This is a genomic window from Bacillus cereus group sp. N8 (assembly GCF_016483685.1).
In the GTDB taxonomy this organism is placed as follows: domain Bacteria; phylum Bacillota; class Bacilli; order Bacillales; family Bacillaceae_G; genus Bacillus_A; species Bacillus_A proteolyticus.
On sequence record NZ_JAEHBK010000006.1, the window covers coordinates 154543 to 175402 of the forward strand.

Sequence of the window (20860 nt, forward strand, 5' to 3'; positions counted from 1 at the left end):
TATATAAGAGAGGCATAGAAATAAAGGAGGATGTTTATGAAGAGAGAGGAATTGTTGGCGCCGCCGTCTTATAATTTAGTTTCGGAAATAGAGAAATATACGAATGATAAAGAGAAGCTTGCTTTAATTTGGCAAGATGATAAAGGGAATAGACGAGAGATTACATATTTTGAATTAATGCAAGGTGCGAATAGAATTGGAAACGCTTTTATAAAAAGTGGCTTACAAAAAGGGGACAAGCTCCTTATTATGATGCCGCGCTTAATTGAAGCTTACATGACGTATATTGCTGCGATTAAAGCAGGATTTGTCGTTATTCCAAGCTCAGAAATGTTGCGTAAAAAAGATATTGAGTATCGTATTGGGCACGGAGAAGTAAAGGCTATCGTAAGTTACGAACCGTATATTGGACAATTTGACGGCGTAGAAGCGGTGGAATCTCTTCAAAAATTCGTCTTGAGCGAGCGTTCAGTAGATGGTTGGACGAATTTAAAAACAGCATTAGAAACAGAAAGTGACATGTTAGAAATGGTGAAGACAGATAAAGAAGATATGGTCTTTTTATCTTACACGTCAGGGACGACAGGAAATCCGAAAGGTGTCGTTCATACGCATGCGTGGGCATACGCTCATTTACGTACGAGTGCCCCAAATTGGCTCGGAATTGAAGAGAATGATGTTGTATGGGCAACAGCTAGTCCTGGCTGGCAAAAGTGGATTTGGAGCCCGTTTGTAGCAACTCTCGGTTCAGGTGCAACTGGATTTGTATACCATGGTAAATTTGAACCGAAAACGTATTTGAGTTTATTAGGCGATAATAAGGTGAATGTGCTTTGTTGTACGCCGACTGAGTATAGATTAATGGCAAAGGTAGAAAACTTAAATGAGTATAATTTAGAAGCGTTACATAGCGCTGTATCAGCTGGTGAGCCGTTAAACAGAGAAGTCATTGAAACGTTCCAAAGGCATTTTGATATTACGGTAAGAGACGGTTATGGGCAAACGGAAAACACATTGCTCGTTGGGATAATGAAAGGGATGGATATTAGACCAGGATCAATGGGAAAACCAACGCCAGGAAACCATGTTGATATCGTAAATGAAGAAGGTATTCCGGTACAGGTAGGAGAAGTTGGTGATATTGCAGTTCACATTGAAACACCAGCCCTCTTTAAGCAATATTATAAAGACGATGAGCGTACAGCGATGCAATTCCGCGGTGATTATTATATTACCGGTGATAAGGCGAAAAAAGATGAAGATGGCTATTTCTGGTTTGAAGGACGCGGAGATGATATCATTATTAGCTCTGGTTATACAATCGGGCCGTTTGAAGTAGAAGATGCACTTGTAAAACATCCATACGTAAGAGAATGTGCGGTTGTCGCAAGTCCAGATGAAATTCGCGGAAGTGTCGTGAAGGCATTTATCGTATTAAGAGAGAATATAGAAAAGAACGAAGAAACATTAATTCCAGTGCTCCAACAACACGTCAAAGAACTGACTGCACCATATAAATACCCTCGCAAAATTGAATTTGTAGATGAACTACCAAAAACGATTTCCGGAAAAATTCGCCGTATTGAACTTAGAAAACAAGAGATGGAGATTCCTTCAAAATAATTTTGAGAATAGTGAATTAAATAGTTGAATGAAATGTTACATGTATGATAATATAAAAACGAACATAAGTTCGATTTTTATAAATTAAAAAAAGAGGTGTCCGTATGATTTTAGGTATTAATCCGTACTTAGTTTTAGATGGTAGTGGGCAAGAAGCTGTACAGTTTTATAAAGAGGCGTTAGATGCAAAAGTAGAAGTAATGCAAACTTTTGGTGATATGCCTGAAAATCCAGAATACCCGATTCCAGCTGAAGCGAAAGAGCGCGTTTTACATGCTACTTTAAAAGTTGGTAATACGGATCTTATGATTTCTGATACATTCCCAGGTAAAGGGCATGCGATCGGATCTCAAGTAACAATCGCAATTCAAATTAGTAATGCAGAAAAAGCGAAAGAGGTATTCGATAAGTTACAAGAAGGTGGAGAAGTTATTATGCCACTTCAAGAAACTTTCTGGAGCCCAGCATACGGACAAGTAAAAGATAAATTTAGCATTGAATGGCAAATTACAACGTCTACTACTGAACAAAATTAATTTTGGGAAAAGCACCATTTTTAATCGAAATGGTGCTTTTTTTATACGCTCTAATTTCGTAGACTAAAGGAAAAAGGGGATGAGTATATGGGAGAAATTTGGTATGGCGGCACCATTTACACTATGCGAGAAGAGAATGAAAGAGTAGAAGCTATTTACGTTGAAAATGGCGTCATTGTTGATATGGGGAATAAAGAAGAGTTAGAAAATCGATATTCAGAAGTGAAGTTATATGACCTAAAAGGGAAAACGATGATTCCAGGGCTGGTTGATAGCCATATGCACCTTATTGGCCATGGGGAGAGGTTACTTCGTCTAGATCTATCAAATTGCAAATCTTATAGCGAAGTGCTTACCCTTGTTCAGAAGCGAGTAGAAGAAGCGCCAAAAGGCTCTTGGATTATCGGAGAAGGATGGAATGAAAATAATTTTACAGATACAAAACAAGTTCATGTACGTGATTTAGATGAAATCTCTAAAGAGCATCCGATTTTATTAAAGCGCGTTTGTCGTCATGTGACATGGGTGAATTCATACATATTGGAACAAGCGAAAATAACAGAAGCGGTGCAAGACCCGAAAGGCGGGAAAATTGGCCGGGACTCATTAAATAAATTAACAGGGCTTTTATATGAACAAGGACAAGAGTTAATTAAACATGTTCAGCCTGAAATAGATGGAGCGTATTTGCAAAGAGCCCTGCAAACAGCTATTTCAGACTGCTGGCAATACGGATTAGTTGGCGGACATACGGAAGACTTAAATTATTATGGTGGCTTTAAAAAAACGTACAATGCGTTTTCGCACGTTATAAAAGAAATGCCATTTAAAGCGCATTTACTCGTTCACCATGAAGTAGCGAATGAGCGAAAGGAATATGAAAATGAGCACTATATTGAATTTGGAGCGATGAAAATTTTTTCTGATGGATCTTTTGGCGGAAGAACAGCTTTATTAAGTGAACCGTATGAAGATGCGAAGGAAACAAATGGAGTTGCGATTTTTTCACGTGAAGAGCTTGCAGGTTTAGTGAAGAAAGCACGAGACTTACATATGCCAGTTGCGATTCATACAATCGGTGACTTATCACTAGAATATGTCATTGATGCGCTTGAATTATATCCACCAGCAGAAGGGTTACGTGACCGTATTATTCATTGTCAGCTAGCTCGTGAAGAGTTGATTGAAAGAATGAAACACTTGCCAGCTATTATTGATATTCAACCGGTCTTTGTTTCATCAGATTTTCCGTCAGTCATTGAAAAACTAGGAAAGCATCGTCTTCGTTACGCATACGCTTGGAAGACATTGCTGGACGCAGGGTTACATTGTAATGGTGGATCTGATGCTCCAATTGAACAAGTGAATCCGTTTTTAGGTATATATAGTGCTGTTACACGTAGAAGTTTTATTGATGGCGTATGTTATATGCCAGAAGAAAGATTAACGGTATATGAGGCTGTTTCTTTATTTACAACAGGAAGTGCGTATGCAATTGGAAAAGAAGCAAAGCGAGGACAAATTATAAAAGGATATGAAGCAGACTTTACGATATTAGACCGCGATGTTTTTGAAATTGAGGCGGAAGAAATAAAAGAAGTACAGGCCGAAATGACCGTCATTGATGGGGAGATTGTTTATAGAAAAGACGTCTAAAAGTTTGAGGGAGCGGCTACGAAAATACATTTTGGTGATGCTTCCTCTTTTTAGATAAGTTGATGATGTAGTCACTTTTTGTCGGTAAATCGATATTTCGGATGGAATCGTTGATATATTATGAGTTGTGATAGATATATTCGGAAAATCGTTAATATAATTTCATATACTGTTGTCTTGTTCCAAAAAAATTGTGAAACATCGTTAAGTTTCAGCTGAGAAATAAATAACCGCCGAATTATGGGGATCCCATAATTCGGCGGTTATTTTAATACTATAAAAATGTTCTCTGTACTTTTTCCCAGAACGAGTTGTTTTTTAATTTAACAGTTTTAATTTGTTTATCGCTTAAACGAACAACGGCTTTTTCCACTTGCTTAATGCTAAGTGCTTCGTTATCCATTCCGATAACAGGGTAATCATTACCATCTGGTTTAAGTGTTAAAGTTAACGTGCGCTCGTGATTTAAAAGAAACGGTGATCCGAGTGTACGGTATGTGTTGTTATTTAAAGATGCTAGTTCGCTTACTTGGAAACATGGGATAAGTGGATCGACAACTGCGCCATGTAATGATTTATTGTAAGCGGTACTTCCTGTTGGTGTGGAGATAACTAATCCATCACCTCTAAATGTTTCAAAATGTAAATTGTCGACGTGTACATCTACGACAAATGTTTTAATGATGCTAGAGCGTAATGAGAACTCATTTAAACAATGGAAAGATGTACCGTGATCTACATCAACTTTAATTGTTGGATACTTTCGCACTTCAATTTCGTTTTTTGTAATTTCTTGAAGGGCTGTATCAACGTGATCGATGTGGAAATCGCAGTAGAAAGAAATTTCATCTTTCGTAGAAATACCTGCATATAAACAATCTTCTCTAAAACCAGTTTTACGAACGGCTTGTAAGAAAGTTCCATCATCTCCAACGCTGACGATAGCGTTTGCATTTTTTGGATGATCTAATATGGTAAATCCATTCTCCTCTAAAATACGATATATTGGTTTCATTTTTTCAACGAGTGTTACTTTGTCATCACCATAAAAGAAAAATAAATTGCGACGATTTGCCATTATGTATCCCTCCACTGCAGTTAAATTTTCTAGTCTTAGTGCTGCATACCATCAGAGTGTGTTCTGAATGATATGCTCAAATAGTATATTTCGATATAAAATGTCAAAATTCCTTTTTATTTTTAGAAAAATTTTTATATTCAATTTTATAAAAGGTTGTTTAATGATGAATAAACTTGTCGATAATGGGTATGGAGTGAAAGGGTGGTACGAATGAAATGGCTCGTAATTGGAATGATAATTCTTCTACTTTTTATTTTGCTAATACTATTATCGAAAATATCGCTTAAGGTGACGTTTTTATATTCAGAAATGGAAAAGCAATGTTTATTTCAAGTGAAAATATGGATGATTCGATATACGTTTGATGTATTGGAAAGAATTGAAAAACAACAGAAAAAAACGGGGCAGAAAATTGAAAAAGCTGAGAAAGATGGCGGAATAGATAATAAAATTATGGCACAACTTGATAGCATTGGAGAACTGATAAAAAAGCTTCAAGAAGTTCATACTATTGTTAAAGATTTTCTCAAACGAGTGAAAATCAATAGTTGGAAGTGGCATTCACAAATTGGAGCAGGCGATGCGGCTAGTACTGGAATTGTCACTGGGTATGCATGGGGGACAAAAGGAATGGCTGCTGGAGTTGTAGGACAATATATGCATATTGTCGACATACCAGAATTTGAAATTACCCCTGTTTTTCAAGGGAAAGGATTTGCATCAAGGTGTGAATTAACAGCTTCCTTTCGTATATTTCGTACTGTGAAAACAGCGGTAAAATTACTCATGTTTATGAGAAAACAAAAGTCTGGTATGACAGATAAATCTGTTCAAGCATAGGGGGGATATAGAATGGACCATCCAATTCAAGGTTTAATGACAACCGCAATGCAGCATTTAAAACAAATGACTGATGTAAATACAATTGTTGGTGACCCGATTAAAGCAGCAGATGGAAGTGTAATTCTTACCGTTTCGAAAGTAAGTTTTGGCTTTGCTGCTGGTGGAAGTGAATTTGGCAAGGTAGAGCATTCAGGTCGTCATCCATTTGGAGGAGGTAGCGGTGGTGGAGTTTCCATTAATCCTGTTGCCTTTCTCGTTATAAATGGAGAAGGTGTGAAAGTTTTACATTTAGATAAACAAACACATGTCATTGACAAAATAATTGAATTAGCACCACAAGCTGTTGATAAAGTGAAAGAAATGATGGATAAACGAAAAGAAGATGATCCGGAATTTCAAATTTAACGAGTAAAGAAGCTAATCAATGGATTAGCTTCTTTATTTTTTTGTAAATAAAGCGATTTTATTTGCATTATCGATAGGGACAAACTATCATTTACATTGTACATATTTTGTTTAAATAAGGGAGGATTTTTAAGTGGCAAATGTAACTTTTAAAGGTAACCCAATGACTTTAGTTGGAACAGAAGTTAAAGTTGGCGATCAAGCGCCTAACTTCCAAGTGTTAGCAAATGACTTATCTCCAGTAAGTTTAGAAACATACAAAGGTGAAGTGAAATTAATTAGTGTTATACCTTCAATCGACACAGGTGTATGTGATGCACAAACTCGTCGTTTTAACCAAGATGCAGCAGGTATTGAAAACGCGAAAGTATTAACAATTAGCGCTGATTTACCATTCGCTCAAAAACGCTGGTGTGCAGCAAACGGTTTAGAAAACGTTGCGACACTTTCTGATCACCGTGACCTTTCATTCGGTGAAGCTTACGGCCTAGTAATGAAAGAACTTCGTTTACTTGCTCGTGCAGTATTCGTAGTAGATAGCAATGACAAAGTAGTTTACGCAGAATACGTAGGCGAAGGTACAAGCCATCCAAACTATGAAGCAGCATTAGAAGCAGCTAAATCTGCGAAGTAATGTGAAGGAAATGACCTCTTATAAAGAGGTCGTTTTTTCTCATATATTGCTGCACAATGGTACTAATATATGAGAAAAGACGTTACATCATAAACAACTTGAAGGGGAGCTCTTTACAAGAGGTCGCTTTTTCTTTTTGGAAAAAATCACTTTGTGGTATGATATAAGTTATGTGTAAAAGAGAGAAGGAGGAATGTACGTGAGTCAGGCAGTAGAAACATTATTTTCTATTTTTGATTCTTCTACGGTAGTTTTACGTAAAGAATTAGATGTAACATATTTAGAGGCGCTTGTAGAAACAGGTGATAACTTGTTTGAGGGAGCGATTTTACAAGAGGAATTATCCGAATCAACAATTGAAAGGTTGAATCGTGAATATAGTACGTTTAATGAAGAAACATATAAAGGGGAAGAAATTCGTAAAGCATTTCAGCTAGCCATTTTAAAAGGAATGAAAGAAGGCGTGCAAGCGAATCATGAAATGACGCCTGATGCAGTTGGAATGTTCATGAGCTACTTATTCCATAAATTTATGCAAGGTCAAAAAGAAATTACAGTTTTAGACCCTGCAATTGGAACAGGTAATTTAATGACTACAGTATTTAATAGCGCTAAAGAAGAACTAGCAATGAGTGGATTTGGTGTAGAAGTGGATGAAGTGCTAATTAAACTTGCTTTAGTAAATGCGAATTTACAAAAGCATGCAATTGAATTCTTCCACCAAGATGGACTAGCACCACTTTATATTGATCCAGTTGATGCAGTCGTTTCAGATTTACCAATTGGTTACTATCCAAACGAAATCGGTGCAAGTGAATATACGTTAAAAGCAAATGAAGGAATGTCATATGCGCATCACTTATTTATTGAACAAAGTGTGAAACATACGAAAGAAGGCGGGTATTTATTCTTCTTAGTACCAAACTTCATTTTTGAAAGTGATCAAGCGCCAAAACTACATGCATTTATTAAAGAAACATGTTTTATTCAAGGTTTGTTACAGCTACCTGTTTCCATGTTTAAAAACGAGAAAAATGCAAAAAGTATATTTGTTCTCCAAAAGAAAGGCCAAGGTGTAACAATGCCGAAACAGGCACTACTAGTGGAATTACCTAAATTCTCTAACATGAAGGCTATGGAGAACATTATGGATCAATTGAATACTTGGTTTGCAACACATAAATAATACGATATATATGTAACAGGGTTAGTAATTAATGTAGTACAGTTATATAAGATTTGTCATATTTTTTAATATATACAAGATTTAACTGAATTTTTTTGAAATCTGTAATATATTTTTTTTCTTGGTGTTACAATTTTTTCACTTGAAATATATGTCGGACGATGTTTAAATTAAAACCGTGAGTATAAAATTTACTGATGATGAAACGTTTTCATAATAAGTGAATTTAATTAGATAAAATCGAGCGGTTTGTGGAATGATCCACACAACTACCAAGAGAAAAAGGGGCGAAAGACTAGATGTCAAAAATCATCGCGATTAACGCAGGAAGCTCTTCCTTAAAATTCCAATTATTTGAAATGCCAAGTGAAACAGTATTAACAAAAGGTTTAGTAGAACGTATCGGTTTAGAAGATAGTATCTTCACTATTACTGTAGATGGCGAAAAACAAAAAGAAATTACAAACATCCCAGATCACGCAGTAGCAGTTAATATGCTTCTTAAGAAATTAACTGAAAACGGAATCGTAAAATCTCTTGATGAGATTGGCGGTATCGGTCACCGTGTTGTACACGGCGGCGAAAAATTTGCTGATTCTGTTTTAATTAATGATGAAGTATTAGCTGATATCGAAGAATTAAGCGATTTAGCACCACTTCACAACCCAGCAAACCTTGTTGGTATTAAAGCATTCCAAGAAGTATTACCAAACGTACCAGCAGTAGCAGTATTTGATACAGCATTCCACCAAACAATGCCAGAATCTGCATTCCTATACAGCTTACCATATGAGTACTACGAGAAATTTGGCATCCGTAAATACGGTTTCCACGGAACTTCTCATAAATATGTAACTGAGCGTGCGGCTGAATTATTAGGTCGTCCACTTGAAAGCTTAAGCCTACTTTCTTGTCACTTAGGTAACGGTGCAAGTATTGCAGCAGTAGAAGGCGGAAAATCTATCGATACTTCTATGGGCTTCACTCCACTTGCTGGTGTAACAATGGGTACACGTTCTGGTAACATTGACCCTGCGTTAATTCCATACATCATGGAAAAAACAGGCCAAACAGTAGAAGAAGTAGTTAACGTATTAAACAAGAAGAGTGGTATGTTAGGTCTTACTGGTTACTCTAGTGACCTACGTGATATCATCACGAAAGAAGAAGAAGGCGACCACCGTGCGAAAGTAGCACTTGATGTGTTCGTAAGCCGTATCCATAAATACATCGGTTCTTACACAGCTCGTATGAAAGGTGTAGACGCAATCATCTTCACAGCTGGTATCGGTGAAAACAGTGCAGTTATTCGTGAGCGCGTATTAGAAGGCCTTGAGTACATGGGCGTATACTTCGACGTAAAACGCAATAACATCTTTGGTGAAGAAGCATTCATCAGCTTCCCGCACTCTCCAGTAAAAATTATCGTAATTCCAACTGACGAAGAAGTTATGATCGCTCGTGACGTACTACGTCTTGGAGACATTGGTTAATATATGAAAAGAAAGACGAGACCCTATAGGATCTCGTCTTTTTTCTTTTGTATATATTTTAAAATTTCATCCGGATATAGTATTTTTTCCTTTTGAATGAAGGCAGTAATGGGAATCCATTTTGCATAGGATACTGTTTGCTCATCTTGTATATTCATTAATTCCATTTCATATAGTGATGTGTCTAATAAGCGTAAAGAATATAGTTGGATGATTTCATGACCAATTTCTCCATCTAGAGGAAAGATGTTTTCTAAGCAACCTAAATAATCGATAATTTTCACTTCTGTATGAAGTTCTTCTTTAAATTCACGAATAACAGTATGTGCTGATTTTTCACCAAGTTCAATTGATCCACCAAGAGGTCGGTAATATGTTTCATCGCCTGTATGATATTCTTGTACGAGAAGGCGACTGTGATGTATAGCAATGCCAAAAGCTTTTGCACGTGGATACATATGTATAATCGCTCCTTATTTGTTTCGTATAAGGACGATTATACTGTAGCTAAGTAGAAATTAGTAACATGTATTCGGATAGATTATTGCAACTTATGCCGTAAATAAAGAACATGTAATGTACAAGCATATTTGCAAATATGTTACAATGGAAAAAAATCGAACGAGGTGGTTGTTACGGTGCAATCGAAGCGAGAACAAGCCATTTTAGACAATATAAAGGAATGGGAAGCGCAATTAGTTGAGCAAGAATCGACCGATTTTCAAAAAATGGTTGATAAGTGGTTGCATACTACAATTGCGAAATTACCTGAGAAAAAACGAAAAGATTTCTTTACGAAAGCAGATGGATGGCTCTTTCATTTGCATGCGCTTATTCAAAGTTCACAATCACAGCTAGATGCACGTAATCGTATTTTAGGAACGTCGAGATTATTTGATGAATCAATTGAGCAACTTGAAGATTTGAAATCATTATCTATTGATCAATTAACATACATAGCAGAGCAGCAAACAGCACGTCATCGCCTATATTCATTCGTACAAGGCGGAGCAACCGGTGCTGGTGGTTTATTATTATTAACAGCTGATTTTCCGGTTATGATTGCGTTAAATGTAAAGGCTGTACAACTTATTGCAACATCATTTGGGCATGATGTGAACAAGCCTTATGAAATGATGCTTGCGTTAAAGGTGTTTCATGCGTCATTACTACCAGGAAGACTTCAGCAGTACGCATGGTACAATTTATTGCAAGAACTGGAGCAAGAAGATTCGTTCTTTTATGAAGGAGACGAAGCGGTGTTACAACCAGCTTCTACTGAGGTTGTGTTAAAGCAAATTTTGAAGACATTTTCGATTTATGCGCTTCGTCGTAAGCTATTCCAAGGTATTCCGGTAATTGGAATGGCGATCGGATCTACAGTGAACTATCGTTTAACAAGAAATGTTACTGAATTTGCGAATCGATTTTATCAAGTGCGCCACATAGTCGAAAAAGAAAAAAGAGCGTAAAAAAAGCGAGAGGCCGAAGCCTTTCGCTTTTTAGTTTGTTGCATGTTTTTTGGACATTGGAATTGATACTGGCTGCTTTGTTGCTTTCTTTGCTGCTTTTGGATAGTAAATTAAATCCAATGTTTTTGCCTGGACGGCAATCGAAAGAATAGTAAAAGCAATTTCTGTCCAATTTAAATAATATAATGAAAGCGCAAGAACAATCGCGTCAAAGACGAAGAAAATTTGCCCAATTGTAAAACGAGTTCGTTTACTTAATACAATTGTTAAAATATCGTCTCCACCGGTTGCACCGCCAAATCGCAATATAAAACCGAGTCCAATACCAGCTAACGCACCGCCAACTACTGCAGCTATAAATAAATTATTTGATAAATCTACCGTAAAAGGAGAATAATTTTCCATAAGGGAATAAAATGCTCCGAATGAAAGTGAACCTAAGAATGAATAGCCAACCATTTTTCTACCTAAAAATGAAGCACATAGTAAAATAATAGGGATATCCATTAATACAGTTGAAATAGATGGTGAAATATCATAAAAATTTTGGATAAATAGTGCAATACCTACAAAGCCACCTTCTGTTAAGTGGTTTTGGAAGTGAATGTGATATAGCGCTGCTGCTAAAATAAATGAACCGATTAAAACCATAAAAATTTCTTTAATAATTTGTCGACTTTGGATGTTCCTCATCGTTATTCCTTCTTTCCGTAGTTAGTAGTCCTTTTGGTGTTGTAAACTAACTACGAGCTCACATGTAGCTTTCAGTTAGTTTACGTAAAACTAACTACGCTATATGTCGCTGAAGAAATAACGAATAATCCTCTCGTCCATCAATTCTCCCTACCTTCGTTTTAGTTTAAGTCTTAAAGCGACTAAACAAAACGTGGAGTAGGATTCGTCATTTAGCAATCCTGCTCTTCTTTGTTTTGTTTAGCTAGTAACAATTAAGTCCTAAACAAAACGCTATGTGTAAGAAGAGTCTTTTTTTTGCCAAATTATCCTTCGGGCAATCATAATTTCCCCACTCTCGTATTTTTTTCGCTAGACTAAAGTATCTGAGCTGAAAAATACGCTACGTGTATGATTCATCAATACGATGCCACATGCTCCTTCGAGCGATCATGATATCAAAATCCCTTCCTTCAAGATTTATATTATTATATCATACTTTCAAAAAATGTATGCGGATGGAAACCGACAATAAGCGGAGGGAATCTACAAAAATTGTTATGTTTAAATATTTTTGTAGAAAAGCCTAAGCTGTTCGGTAAGATTGGACAGTTTTTTTAAGTTTGTCCAATAAGTAAGAAAAGATGGGTTTTTATTCAGTTGTATTGTTCTTATCACTTTTATCTTTAAAAAATGCATCCCAGCTAATGACACTTAAAAAAGTTAAAGCGATAATAATGAAAGCTCGCATAAGTTTGAGACCTCCTTTTGTACATAGTATATGAATCAGTCACTTTTGGATGTGTCATTTTTTTACAAGTATTAACTATTATGAGGTTATATTAATATAGATAGATAAAAGGGAGAGTGAAGATATGCTAAAAGACATGTTTAAAAGAAGAGAATTAATATGCGTTTCATGTCAGAAAAAGATTCAATATGAAGAAGAGCTAGTTGCTTTTGTAAAGTTGCCAAAAGAAAGAAATTTGTTAGTCGGCTCGTTTGATGTATGTTTGGCAAAAACGGCACAAGAAATATATTGTAAATCGTGTTACGACAAAAAAGCATGACCCAAAGTAATTGAGGGGCATGCTTTTTTCATTGGTGTGCTTTTCCCTCAGATACATTTTGAGTGAGTCGATACCAAAGCCAAAGGTCATTAATGATGGAAGCGAGATCGGCAATTTCTGAATTAAGCTTGCAAGAAATTTCGAAGTCTTCTTCGTTATTTAAATGATGCTGTTTTGCGTTAATAGAGTGTTCGAGTTCTTTTATACGATCAGGAATCTTTCCGCGAACTTGCTCCCATTTTAATAAAATAGAATGCTGCGCTTGTTCAGAGATGTCTTCCCATTCGTCTTGTATGTTCGGCACTTCAATTCCTAGATGTTCATTGTATATAAAATACCTTTTCATAGACATCCCTCCATTTTCCTGCCTCTATTTTACATAAAAACAGAAAGAAGTTCGATGAAATTGTTTGAAAAAATTTGAAAATGACCCTTGATACATTTTGTAAAAGGTGTTAAAGTGTGAATTATTATAAAAGAAAATGAATATTTATTCTTTAGGGGGATGCAAAATGGAGAAGAAAAAAGTTGTGTTAGCATATTCTGGAGGTCTTGATACTTCCGTTGCAATTAAATGGTTACAAGAGAAGAATTATGATATCATCGCGCTTTGCTTGGATTTAGGGGAAGGTAAAGACTTAGCGTTTGTAAAAGAAAAAGCACTTTCAGTAGGTGCAATTAAATCGTATATGGTGGATGTTCAAGAAGAATTCGCGAATGAATATGCATTGATGGCAATGCAAGCACACACATTATACGAAGGGAAATATCCTCTTGTCTCTGCATTATCTCGTCCGCTTATTGCGAAAAAGTTAGTGGAAATTGCAGAACAAGAAGGTGCGACTGCAGTTGCACACGGATGTACAGGAAAAGGGAATGACCAAGTTCGTTTTGAAGTTTCTATTCAAGCATTAAATCCTTACTTAGAAGTGATTGCACCTGTGCGTGAATGGAAATGGTCACGTGAAGAAGAAATTGCATATGCAAAAGAAAACGATGTACCAATTCCAATTAATTTAGATAGCCCATTCTCAATCGATCAAAACTTATGGGGACGCAGCAACGAATGTGGAATTTTAGAAGATCCATGGGCAGCGCCGCCAGAAGATGCATACGAAATGACATTAGCATTAGAAGATACACCGAATAAACCAGAGTTTGTAGAAATTGGATTTGAAGCAGGAGTACCGACGACTTTAAATGGCACTTCATATTCACTGTCAGAACTAATTAAAACGTTAAATGCCCTTGCCGGAAAACATGGCGTTGGACGTATTGATCACGTAGAAAATCGTCTTGTCGGTATTAAATCTCGTGAAGTATACGAATGCCCAGCAGCAATGACGTTAATCACAGCACATAAAGAGCTAGAAGATTTAACACACGTAAAAGAAGTAGCACATTTTAAACCGGTGATTGAGCAGAAAATAACAGAACTTATTTATAACGGTTTATGGTTCTCTCCTTTAAAACAAGCGCTTCATGCATTTTTACAAGAAACGCAAAAGAATGTAACAGGTACAGTGCGTGTGAAATTATTTAAAGGTCATGCGATTGTAGAAGGGCGTAAATCTGAGTACTCTTTATACGATGAAAAGCTAGCAACGTATACTGCCCAGGATGAATTTAATCATGATGCAGCAGTCGGATTCATTTCATTATTTGGTTTACCTACGAAAGTATACAGCCAAGTGAATCAAAAGAAGGTGGAAGCGTGAGCAAACTTTGGGGCGGACGTTTTACAGAAGAAGCGGAAGCGTGGGTAGAAGAATTCGGAGCTTCTATTTCCTTTGATAAGCAATTGGTTAACCAAGATATAAAAGGGAGTATCGCACACGTAACGATGTTAGCAAAGCAAGGCATCGTTACGAAAGATGAAGCGGAGAAAATAAAGATAGGTCTTCAATATTTATTAGAAGAAGCGAAACAAAATAAGTTACATTTCTCAGTTGAAGCTGAGGACATTCATTTAAACATTGAAAAGATGTTAATCGAAAAGATCGGTGAAGTAGGAGGGAAACTTCATACAGGCAGAAGCCGTAACGACCAAGTAGCGACAGATATGCACTTGTATTTAAATGAAAAAGTAGAACATATTATAAAAGCTACAAAACAATTGCAAACTGTTCTTGTTCATCAAGCAGAAAATAATATTGAAACAATTATGCCTGGCTATACGCACTTACAGCGTGCACAGCCTATATCATTTGCACATCATATTCTTGCTTACTTTTGGATGTTAGAGCGCGATGTGAATCGTTATGAAGATTCATTAAAACGCATTAACATTTCGCCATTAGGAGCAGGGGCGCTAGCTGGGACAACATTCCCGATTGACCGAGAATATAGTGCGGAGCTTCTTGGATTTCATGGCATCTATGAAAATAGTTTAGATGCAGTAAGCGATCGTGATTTCATACTGGAGTTTTTAAGTAACTCATCTATGCTCATGATGCACTTATCACGCTTTTGCGAAGAACTTATTTTATGGAGTAGCCAAGAGTTTCAATTTATTGAAATGAGTGATCAATACGCAACAGGAAGCAGTATTATGCCGCAAAAGAAAAATCCGGATATGGCGGAACTAATCCGCGGTAAAACAGGCAGAGTATACGGTAATTTATTCAGTTTACTTACAGTAATGAAAGGATTACCGCTCGCGTACAATAAAGACTTACAAGAAGATAAAGAAGGAATGTTTGATACAGTAAAAACAGTAGAAGGATGCCTTCATATCATGGCAGGCATGCTTGAAACGATGACTGTAAACAAAGAAAAAATGGGGCAAGCTGTAACGCAAGATTTCTCTAACGCAACAGAAATTGCTGACTATTTAGCAAGCAAAGGACTACCATTCCGTCAAGCTCATGAAATTGTTGGGAAACTAGTTCTTCATTGTACGCAAAAAGGAATTTATTTATTAGATGTACCACTGGAAACATATAAAGAAATGAGCTCGTTATTTGAAGAAGATTTATATGAAGTTCTTTCACCTTACGCAGCTGTGAAACGTCGTAATAGTGCTGGCGGGACAGGGTTTAAGCAAATTGAAAAAGCTTTGGAGAAGGCGAAGGGGTTAACTATAGAGTTTGTTGGAAGTTAAATGATGTATGATATAAAAGGGAAGGTGCTTTTTTAGAAGTACCTTCCCTTTTTGTGTTTAGATTTTTAGGTATGTATCTATCATTTCATAATTGTTTTTCATAATCATAAAATGATGCCTCTCATGTATCGCTAATAGCTGAATAGATTGAATAAGGTTAGGGTAGTGAGCAATTGGATCTAAAAATACGATATGTCCTGCAATATTTTCTTCTATATTTTGAACTAGCTTTTTTATTTCATCTGTTTCATGTGAAAGTAAGTCTTCTAATTCTGTTACATTCATAGAATCATAAACTTTTTTTGAAGGGATTAAAATCCAAGGTGCTTTCATTCCTCTGCCATGCTTCTCCTTGTATTCGGCATAAATGTCATGAATTTCAGTTGCGAATGGGGTGTTTCTTCTTAGTTTGGCATAGGGGATAAGAGTGAAGGAGAATTTAATCGCTACTTTTAGCATCCTTGTAATTAAATATAAGTGATAAAAGTGTTCACCAATAGACCATTTTTTGTCCTCTTTCCTATACCATAGTTGTTCTTGTGAAAGTGAATGAAGCTTAGGTAGGAACTGGTTTCTTTGCACATGTAATGTGTGAAAATGTTTTGAAATATTTTCAGATTTCATAGTAGAGCATCCTCCACACCTGTTTTTTTCCTAATTATAACATTTTTCGTCTAGATTTAATTAAGCCTAGAACAGTATGTTCTAGGCTTAAAGCTTCATTGATTAATCATACTTATGTCGATCTTCTGTGATACGAATATACTCAATATCCATTAAATCTCGAAACAGCGCACCATGACTTAGTTCAACGCCATGTTTTTCTTTAAAATGTGAGCATATTGTATTTAACATTTCAATCTCTTGCTCGTTGACATCTAAAATAATACGTTCATGATCTCCCATATAAATCCTCCTTTTCTAAACACATATATTTTGTCCGTCTATTTCTAAAAAATGTATGTTAACCTAATGTTAGGAAATAAGAAAGGAATGGAAGATGAGACGTATTTATTTCATAGGGTTAATTTTGTACACATTAATTGTGCTACATGTGGCACTCCCATCAATATTTTCATTTGAGAATGTAGAAACAGTGCATGTTGCGATATTTATCTTTACTCTATTTGTAGTAGATTGCTGTATTTCTTTATGGCTCTCGAGAAAAAAGAAAGTACAAGGTGCAAAAGATAAAAAAGAAATTGAACGAAAAAAGAGAAAACGTTCATTTTGGATGACAACGTATTGTTTTTCATTAGTAATCACGGCTGCTTTTGCAAGTGAGCATATTCCGCTAGAAAGGTTAAATATCGAATTTTGGGCAATTGTATTTGCATGTTATTTTTTCATGCATTTTCTTCCTTATATGAAAGAAAAGCGAGGAGAAGAGGAAGATCCGATTGAAGAAGAAGTGAGAGAACAAAAGAGTAAGAGGATAGAAGAAGATCTAAAGAAACTCGGAGAACAAAAGTGGTATTTAAAATCAAAAATCATATATGTTCTTTGTTTTATTACGCCGCCAATTGGTTATTTGTATGTTTTTTTGCTTCGCAAAAAAATGACAGAAGATGCAAAGCAAACGTACTTAACGGTTGCGACGTTAATGATGGCGTTATGGTCTTTGAAGTTCCTTCCGCCTTATGTGTTTGCGGTTGTCATTGTTGTTCTAGCTTGTCTCGTATTTGTAGTGAAATATGTGAAATGAAAAACACCAAGCCCATGTGGACTTGGTGTTTTTTTATTATAAATTAAAGATCACCTTGCTCCTCATCACCACGAACAACAAGGACATCGCATTTCGCGTAGCGAATAATATGTTCAGAGACGCTACCAATTAGGAAGCGTTCAACAGCATTTAAACCAGTCGCACCACACATAATTAAATCTACTTTATGGTTTGGAGCGATTTCTTTTGAAATTTTAGATTTAGGATTACCAAATTCTAATACAGTTTCAATTTTTTCAAGACCAGCTTCAAGCGCAGTTTTTTTGTAGTCTTCTAATAAGTCTTCTGCAAATAGATTTGCACGTTCAGCAATTGCGCGGCTATAAGCTTCTACTGCTGAGTATGCTTTTACATCAACGATATGAGCAATTGTTAATGTTGCATTGTTGCGTTTTGCAACTTGAATTGCTTTTTTAAAGGCTTTTTCTGCTTCTTTAGAACCGTCCACCGCAATTAAAATATTTGTATATGTATTATTCATAGTAAATTCCTCCCAATCATTTTTATAACTGTTTACAACTTAATTATAAAACAAATTTTGGTAATGTGCTTGTCGGAAACGTTACAGAATTTTGAAAACTTTGCTTTAATACATTTTAGTTGTAATTGAAGCGAGAACTTGTTACATATGGAGTATAGCAATTTAAAAGGAGGCATGTTTGTGAGACACGCGCTCATTACAGCCGGTACGAAAGGTTTAGGAAAGCAAGTAACAGAAAAGTTATTGGCTAAAGGATATTCAGTAACAGTAACATACCATAGCGATATAGCTGCTATGGAAACGATGAAAGAAACATATAAAAATATGGAAGAGCGTCTACAATTCGTGCAAGCTGATGTCACGAAAAAGGAAAATTTACATAAAATGGTAGAAGGGGCGATGAGCCGTTTTGGCAAAATTGACTTCTTAATTAATAATGCTGGTCCTTACGTATTTGAAAGGAAAAAATTAGTCGATTACGAAGAAGACGAATGGAATGAAATGATCCAGGGTAATTTAACAGCGGTGTTTCATTTATTAAAACTTGTCGTACCGATTATGAGAAACCAGCAATTTGGCCGTATTATTAACTATGGATTTCAAGGGGCAGATAGCGCGCCTGGATGGATTTATCGTTCAGCCTTTGCAGCTGCGAAAGTCGGACTTGTTTCTTTAACGAAAACAGTCGCATACGAAGAAGCTGAATACGGTATTACTGCGAATATGGTATGTCCTGGTGATATAATTGGTGAAATGAAAGAGGCAACGATTGAAGAAGCACGAAATCTGAAAGGTAGTAACACACCAATTGGTAGATCTGGAACAGGTGAAGATATCGCAAGAACCATTTCGTTTTTATGTGAGGACGATTCTGATATGATTACGGGCACGATTATTGAAGTAACAGGTGCTGTTGATGTTATTCATAGACATCGATAGAATTAAATAAAGTGAAGTTTCGAATAATTGGACAGTTTATCCTTTATACTCAGAGGTACGGATAATACTGTCCTTTTATGTAAGATTAAATCTATCGGAAAACTTGTATTATTTTTTTGTCAAATATTGAGATATTATGTTAGAATATAAGAGCGTAGAAAGCGCTTTAAAAAATGATTCAGGGGTCATTTCATAACTCAAGGGGGAACTAATAATGCGTATCGGTATTCCAACAGAAATTAAAAACAATGAAAACCGTGTGGCAATGACGCCAGCGGGAGCTGTACATTTAGTACAAAATGGTCATGAAGTTTTTGTTCAAAAAGGAGCAGGTATAGGATCAGGCTTTACAGATGAAGAATACGTACAAGCTGGTGCGAAACTTGTTGAAACTGCTGAAGAAGCATGGAATCAAGATATGGTTATGAAGGTAAAAGAGCCAGTTGCAAGTGAATACGGCTATTTCCGCGAAGGTTTAATTTTATTCACATACTTACACTTAGCTCCAGAACCAGAATTAACGAAAGCATTAATTGATAACAAAGTCGCATCAATCGCATACGAAACAGTACAATTAGAAAATCGTTCTTTACCATTACTTGCACCAATGAGTGAAGTAGCTGGTCGTATGTCTGCACAAATCGGTGCACAATTCCTTGAGAAAAACAAAGGCGGTAAAGGTATCTTGCTTGCAGGCGTTCCAGGGGTGAAACGCGGCAAAGTAACAATTATCGGCGGTGGTCAAGCTGGTACAAACGCAGCGAAGATTGCAGTAGGTTTAGGTGCAGATGTAACAATCATCGACTTAAGTGCAGAACGTCTTCGTCAGTTAGATGACATTTTTGGAAACCAAGTAAAAACTTTAATGTCTAACCCGTACAACATTGCAGAAGCTGTAAAAGAATCTGATCTTGTAATCGGTGCGGTATTAATCCCAGGTGCAAAAGCGCCAAAACTTGTAACAGAAGAAATGATTCAATCAATGGAACCAGGTTCTGTCGTTGTAGATATCGCGATTGACCAAGGTGGTATTTTCGAAACAACTGACCGTATTACAACTCATGACAACCCAACTTACGAAAAACATGGCGTTGTTCATTATGCAGTTGCAAATATGCCAGGTGCGGTTCCACGTACATCAACTCTTGCATTAACAAACGTAACAGTGCCATATGCAGTACAAATTGCTAACAAAGGCTACAAAGCTGCTTGCCTAGGCAACACTGCATTATTAAAAGGTATTAACACATTAGATGGCTATGTAACATTCGAAGCAGTGGCAGAAGCGCACGGCTTACAATACGCTGATGCAAAAGAGCTTCTTGAAAAAGCTCCTGCTTTATCATAATAGAGATATGTTCGGGACCTTCCTTTTTAGGAGGGTCTTTTTTTATGGGGAATATCATGTAAAAAATTGTTATTTTTTAATGTTAACAGACCTTTATTGTGATAATTTAGAATTATACAATATAAAAGAGGGGATTCAATGGGGAGCAAAAATAGGAAGAAAAAGCAAGCTAGGAGACAGAAATACATAAAGAAGAAACAGGAACAGAACATACCCACTTCAAAAAAAGTAGTCATTATGATAGAAAAAACATTTCGGTATATTTGTATGGCTCTGTATGTAATTTTGTGTATGTATTCACTTGGGGTGTTTTACAGTTTTGGGATAACTCCCAATATTATTGAGAGTATTCTAGAATTTATACTTGTCGTAATAGAATTAGCCTTATTCGTTATACTTTTTGCTACAGTATGGCCTAGTCATGAAAGTAAGAGAGATAGGAAAAAAAAGAGAAAAAAATCTTCATACGCTTCAAGCTCATCAAGTGGATTTGGTTACGACAGTAACAATGATTGTAGCAGCTCAAGTGATGGTGGAGGAGATTGCGGAGGTGGCGGTGGAGACTAAATTAGTTTTTTTAGAAGAACGACTA

General features: G+C 36.2%; 23 protein-coding genes. 16 read left to right on the plus strand and 7 right to left on the minus strand.

Features of this window, described 5'->3' with window-relative positions:
* The first annotated feature begins 36 nt into the window (after positions 1 to 36).
* The 3 genes from mbcS (at position 37) to JDS80_RS12260 (ending at position 3815) form a co-directional block, all read left to right on the plus strand.
* On the plus strand, positions 37 to 1623 hold the full coding sequence (gene mbcS / locus JDS80_RS12250; RefSeq protein WP_199638618.1) for an acyl-CoA synthetase MbcS: 1587 nt from the start codon (positions 37 to 39) through the stop codon (positions 1621 to 1623).
* A gap of 104 nt (positions 1624 to 1727) precedes the next feature.
* Entirely contained in the window at positions 1728 to 2159 is a 432-nt protein-coding gene (locus JDS80_RS12255) for a VOC family protein (RefSeq protein WP_199638620.1), read from the plus strand.
* 87 nt (positions 2160 to 2246) lie between these two features.
* The gene (locus JDS80_RS12260; RefSeq protein ID WP_199638622.1) at positions 2247 to 3815 is read left to right on the plus strand and encodes an amidohydrolase; all 1569 of its coding nucleotides are present in this window, start codon (positions 2247 to 2249) and stop codon (positions 3813 to 3815) included.
* 274 nt (positions 3816 to 4089) lie between these two features.
* Here the strand turns inward: JDS80_RS12260 and JDS80_RS12265 are convergent, their stop codons facing one another.
* A complete protein-coding gene (locus JDS80_RS12265) occupies positions 4090 to 4893 on the minus strand; it encodes an NAD kinase (RefSeq protein WP_071748321.1) in 804 nt (267 codons plus the stop codon).
* Between the two features lie 204 nt (positions 4894 to 5097).
* Here JDS80_RS12265 and JDS80_RS12270 point away from each other — a divergent pair, with 204 nt between their 5' ends.
* The 5 genes from JDS80_RS12270 to ackA all read left to right on the plus strand — a co-directional run bounded on the left by JDS80_RS12270 (position 5098) and on the right by ackA (position 9457).
* Positions 5098 to 5736, plus strand: coding sequence for a DUF2953 domain-containing protein (locus JDS80_RS12270; protein ID WP_097833077.1), 639 nt, complete (start codon positions 5098 to 5100; stop codon positions 5734 to 5736).
* A gap of 12 nt (positions 5737 to 5748) precedes the next feature.
* Entirely contained in the window at positions 5749 to 6144 is a 396-nt protein-coding gene (gene ytfJ, locus JDS80_RS12275) for a GerW family sporulation protein (RefSeq protein ID WP_000350005.1), read from the plus strand.
* A 133-nt stretch (positions 6145 to 6277) separates the two neighbouring features.
* The gene (gene tpx, locus JDS80_RS12280; RefSeq protein ID WP_071748319.1) at positions 6278 to 6778 is read left to right on the plus strand and encodes a thiol peroxidase; all 501 of its coding nucleotides are present in this window, start codon (positions 6278 to 6280) and stop codon (positions 6776 to 6778) included.
* Between the two features lie 199 nt (positions 6779 to 6977).
* On the plus strand, positions 6978 to 7964 hold the full coding sequence (locus JDS80_RS12285) for an N-6 DNA methylase (RefSeq protein ID WP_199638624.1): 987 nt from the start codon (positions 6978 to 6980) through the stop codon (positions 7962 to 7964).
* Between the two features lie 299 nt (positions 7965 to 8263).
* On the plus strand, positions 8264 to 9457 hold the full coding sequence (gene ackA / locus JDS80_RS12290; protein ID WP_071748317.1) for an acetate kinase: 1194 nt from the start codon (positions 8264 to 8266) through the stop codon (positions 9455 to 9457).
* 23 nt (positions 9458 to 9480) lie between these two features.
* Here ackA and JDS80_RS12295 read toward each other — a convergent pair whose 3' ends face one another.
* Entirely contained in the window at positions 9481 to 9915 is a 435-nt protein-coding gene (locus tag JDS80_RS12295; RefSeq protein ID WP_199638626.1) for an NUDIX hydrolase, read from the minus strand.
* Positions 9916 to 10095: 180 nt separating this feature from the next.
* On the opposite strand from JDS80_RS12295, the gene JDS80_RS12300 reads away from it, so the two are divergent.
* On the plus strand, positions 10096 to 10929 hold the full coding sequence (locus JDS80_RS12300; RefSeq protein WP_199638628.1) for an EcsC family protein: 834 nt from the start codon (positions 10096 to 10098) through the stop codon (positions 10927 to 10929).
* Positions 10930 to 10959: 30 nt separating this feature from the next.
* On the opposite strand, the gene JDS80_RS12305 is transcribed toward JDS80_RS12300, so the two are convergent.
* Positions 10960 to 11622, minus strand: a complete 663-nt coding sequence (locus JDS80_RS12305) for a YitT family protein (protein WP_071748314.1) — start codon at positions 11620 to 11622, stop codon at positions 10960 to 10962.
* 854 nt (positions 11623 to 12476) lie between these two features.
* Between JDS80_RS12305 and JDS80_RS12310 the strand changes: the two genes are divergently transcribed.
* Positions 12477 to 12671 (plus strand): hypothetical protein, encoded by a 195-nt coding sequence (locus JDS80_RS12310; RefSeq protein ID WP_199638630.1) that lies wholly within the window; start codon positions 12477 to 12479, stop codon positions 12669 to 12671.
* A 28-nt stretch (positions 12672 to 12699) separates the two neighbouring features.
* Here the strand turns inward: JDS80_RS12310 and JDS80_RS12315 are convergent, their stop codons facing one another.
* On the minus strand, positions 12700 to 13017 hold the full coding sequence (locus JDS80_RS12315; RefSeq protein WP_199638632.1) for a radical SAM protein: 318 nt from the start codon (positions 13015 to 13017) through the stop codon (positions 12700 to 12702).
* A gap of 166 nt (positions 13018 to 13183) precedes the next feature.
* Here JDS80_RS12315 and JDS80_RS12320 point away from each other — a divergent pair, with 166 nt between their 5' ends.
* Together JDS80_RS12320 and argH are read left to right on the plus strand one after the other, a co-directional pair.
* Positions 13184 to 14389 carry an argininosuccinate synthase gene (locus JDS80_RS12320; RefSeq protein ID WP_071748311.1) on the plus strand — a complete coding sequence of 402 codons (1206 nt, stop codon included), beginning with the start codon at positions 13184 to 13186 and terminating at the stop codon, positions 14387 to 14389.
* A complete protein-coding gene (gene argH, locus JDS80_RS12325; protein ID WP_098888786.1) occupies positions 14386 to 15774 on the plus strand; it encodes an argininosuccinate lyase in 1389 nt (462 codons plus the stop codon). The genes JDS80_RS12320 and argH overlap by 4 nt, the downstream gene beginning before the upstream one ends.
* Positions 15775 to 15831: 57 nt before the next feature.
* Here the strand turns inward: argH and JDS80_RS12330 are convergent, their stop codons facing one another.
* On the minus strand, positions 15832 to 16398 hold the full coding sequence (locus JDS80_RS12330) for a DinB family protein (protein ID WP_199638634.1): 567 nt from the start codon (positions 16396 to 16398) through the stop codon (positions 15832 to 15834).
* Between the two features lie 102 nt (positions 16399 to 16500).
* Positions 16501 to 16680, minus strand: a complete 180-nt coding sequence (locus JDS80_RS12335; RefSeq protein ID WP_070145106.1) for a ProA domain protein — start codon at positions 16678 to 16680, stop codon at positions 16501 to 16503.
* Between the two features lie 94 nt (positions 16681 to 16774).
* Between JDS80_RS12335 and JDS80_RS12340 the strand changes: the two genes are divergently transcribed.
* Entirely contained in the window at positions 16775 to 17479 is a 705-nt protein-coding gene (locus JDS80_RS12340; RefSeq protein WP_199638635.1) for a hypothetical protein, read from the plus strand.
* A 43-nt stretch (positions 17480 to 17522) separates the two neighbouring features.
* On the opposite strand, the gene JDS80_RS12345 is transcribed toward JDS80_RS12340, so the two are convergent.
* Positions 17523 to 17981, minus strand: coding sequence for a universal stress protein (locus JDS80_RS12345; protein ID WP_001066672.1), 459 nt, complete (start codon positions 17979 to 17981; stop codon positions 17523 to 17525).
* A 147-nt stretch (positions 17982 to 18128) separates the two neighbouring features.
* Between JDS80_RS12345 and JDS80_RS12350 the strand changes: the two genes are divergently transcribed.
* The 3 genes from JDS80_RS12350 (at position 18129) to JDS80_RS12360 (ending at position 20835) form a co-directional block, all read left to right on the plus strand.
* On the plus strand, positions 18129 to 18920 hold the full coding sequence (locus JDS80_RS12350) for an SDR family oxidoreductase (RefSeq protein WP_199638636.1): 792 nt from the start codon (positions 18129 to 18131) through the stop codon (positions 18918 to 18920).
* 214 nt (positions 18921 to 19134) lie between these two features.
* The gene (ald, locus tag JDS80_RS12355) at positions 19135 to 20268 is read left to right on the plus strand and encodes an alanine dehydrogenase (protein WP_199638637.1); all 1134 of its coding nucleotides are present in this window, start codon (positions 19135 to 19137) and stop codon (positions 20266 to 20268) included.
* A gap of 138 nt (positions 20269 to 20406) precedes the next feature.
* Positions 20407 to 20835 (plus strand): hypothetical protein, encoded by a 429-nt coding sequence (locus JDS80_RS12360; protein WP_199638638.1) that lies wholly within the window; start codon positions 20407 to 20409, stop codon positions 20833 to 20835.
* Positions 20836 to 20860 lie beyond the last annotated feature (25 nt).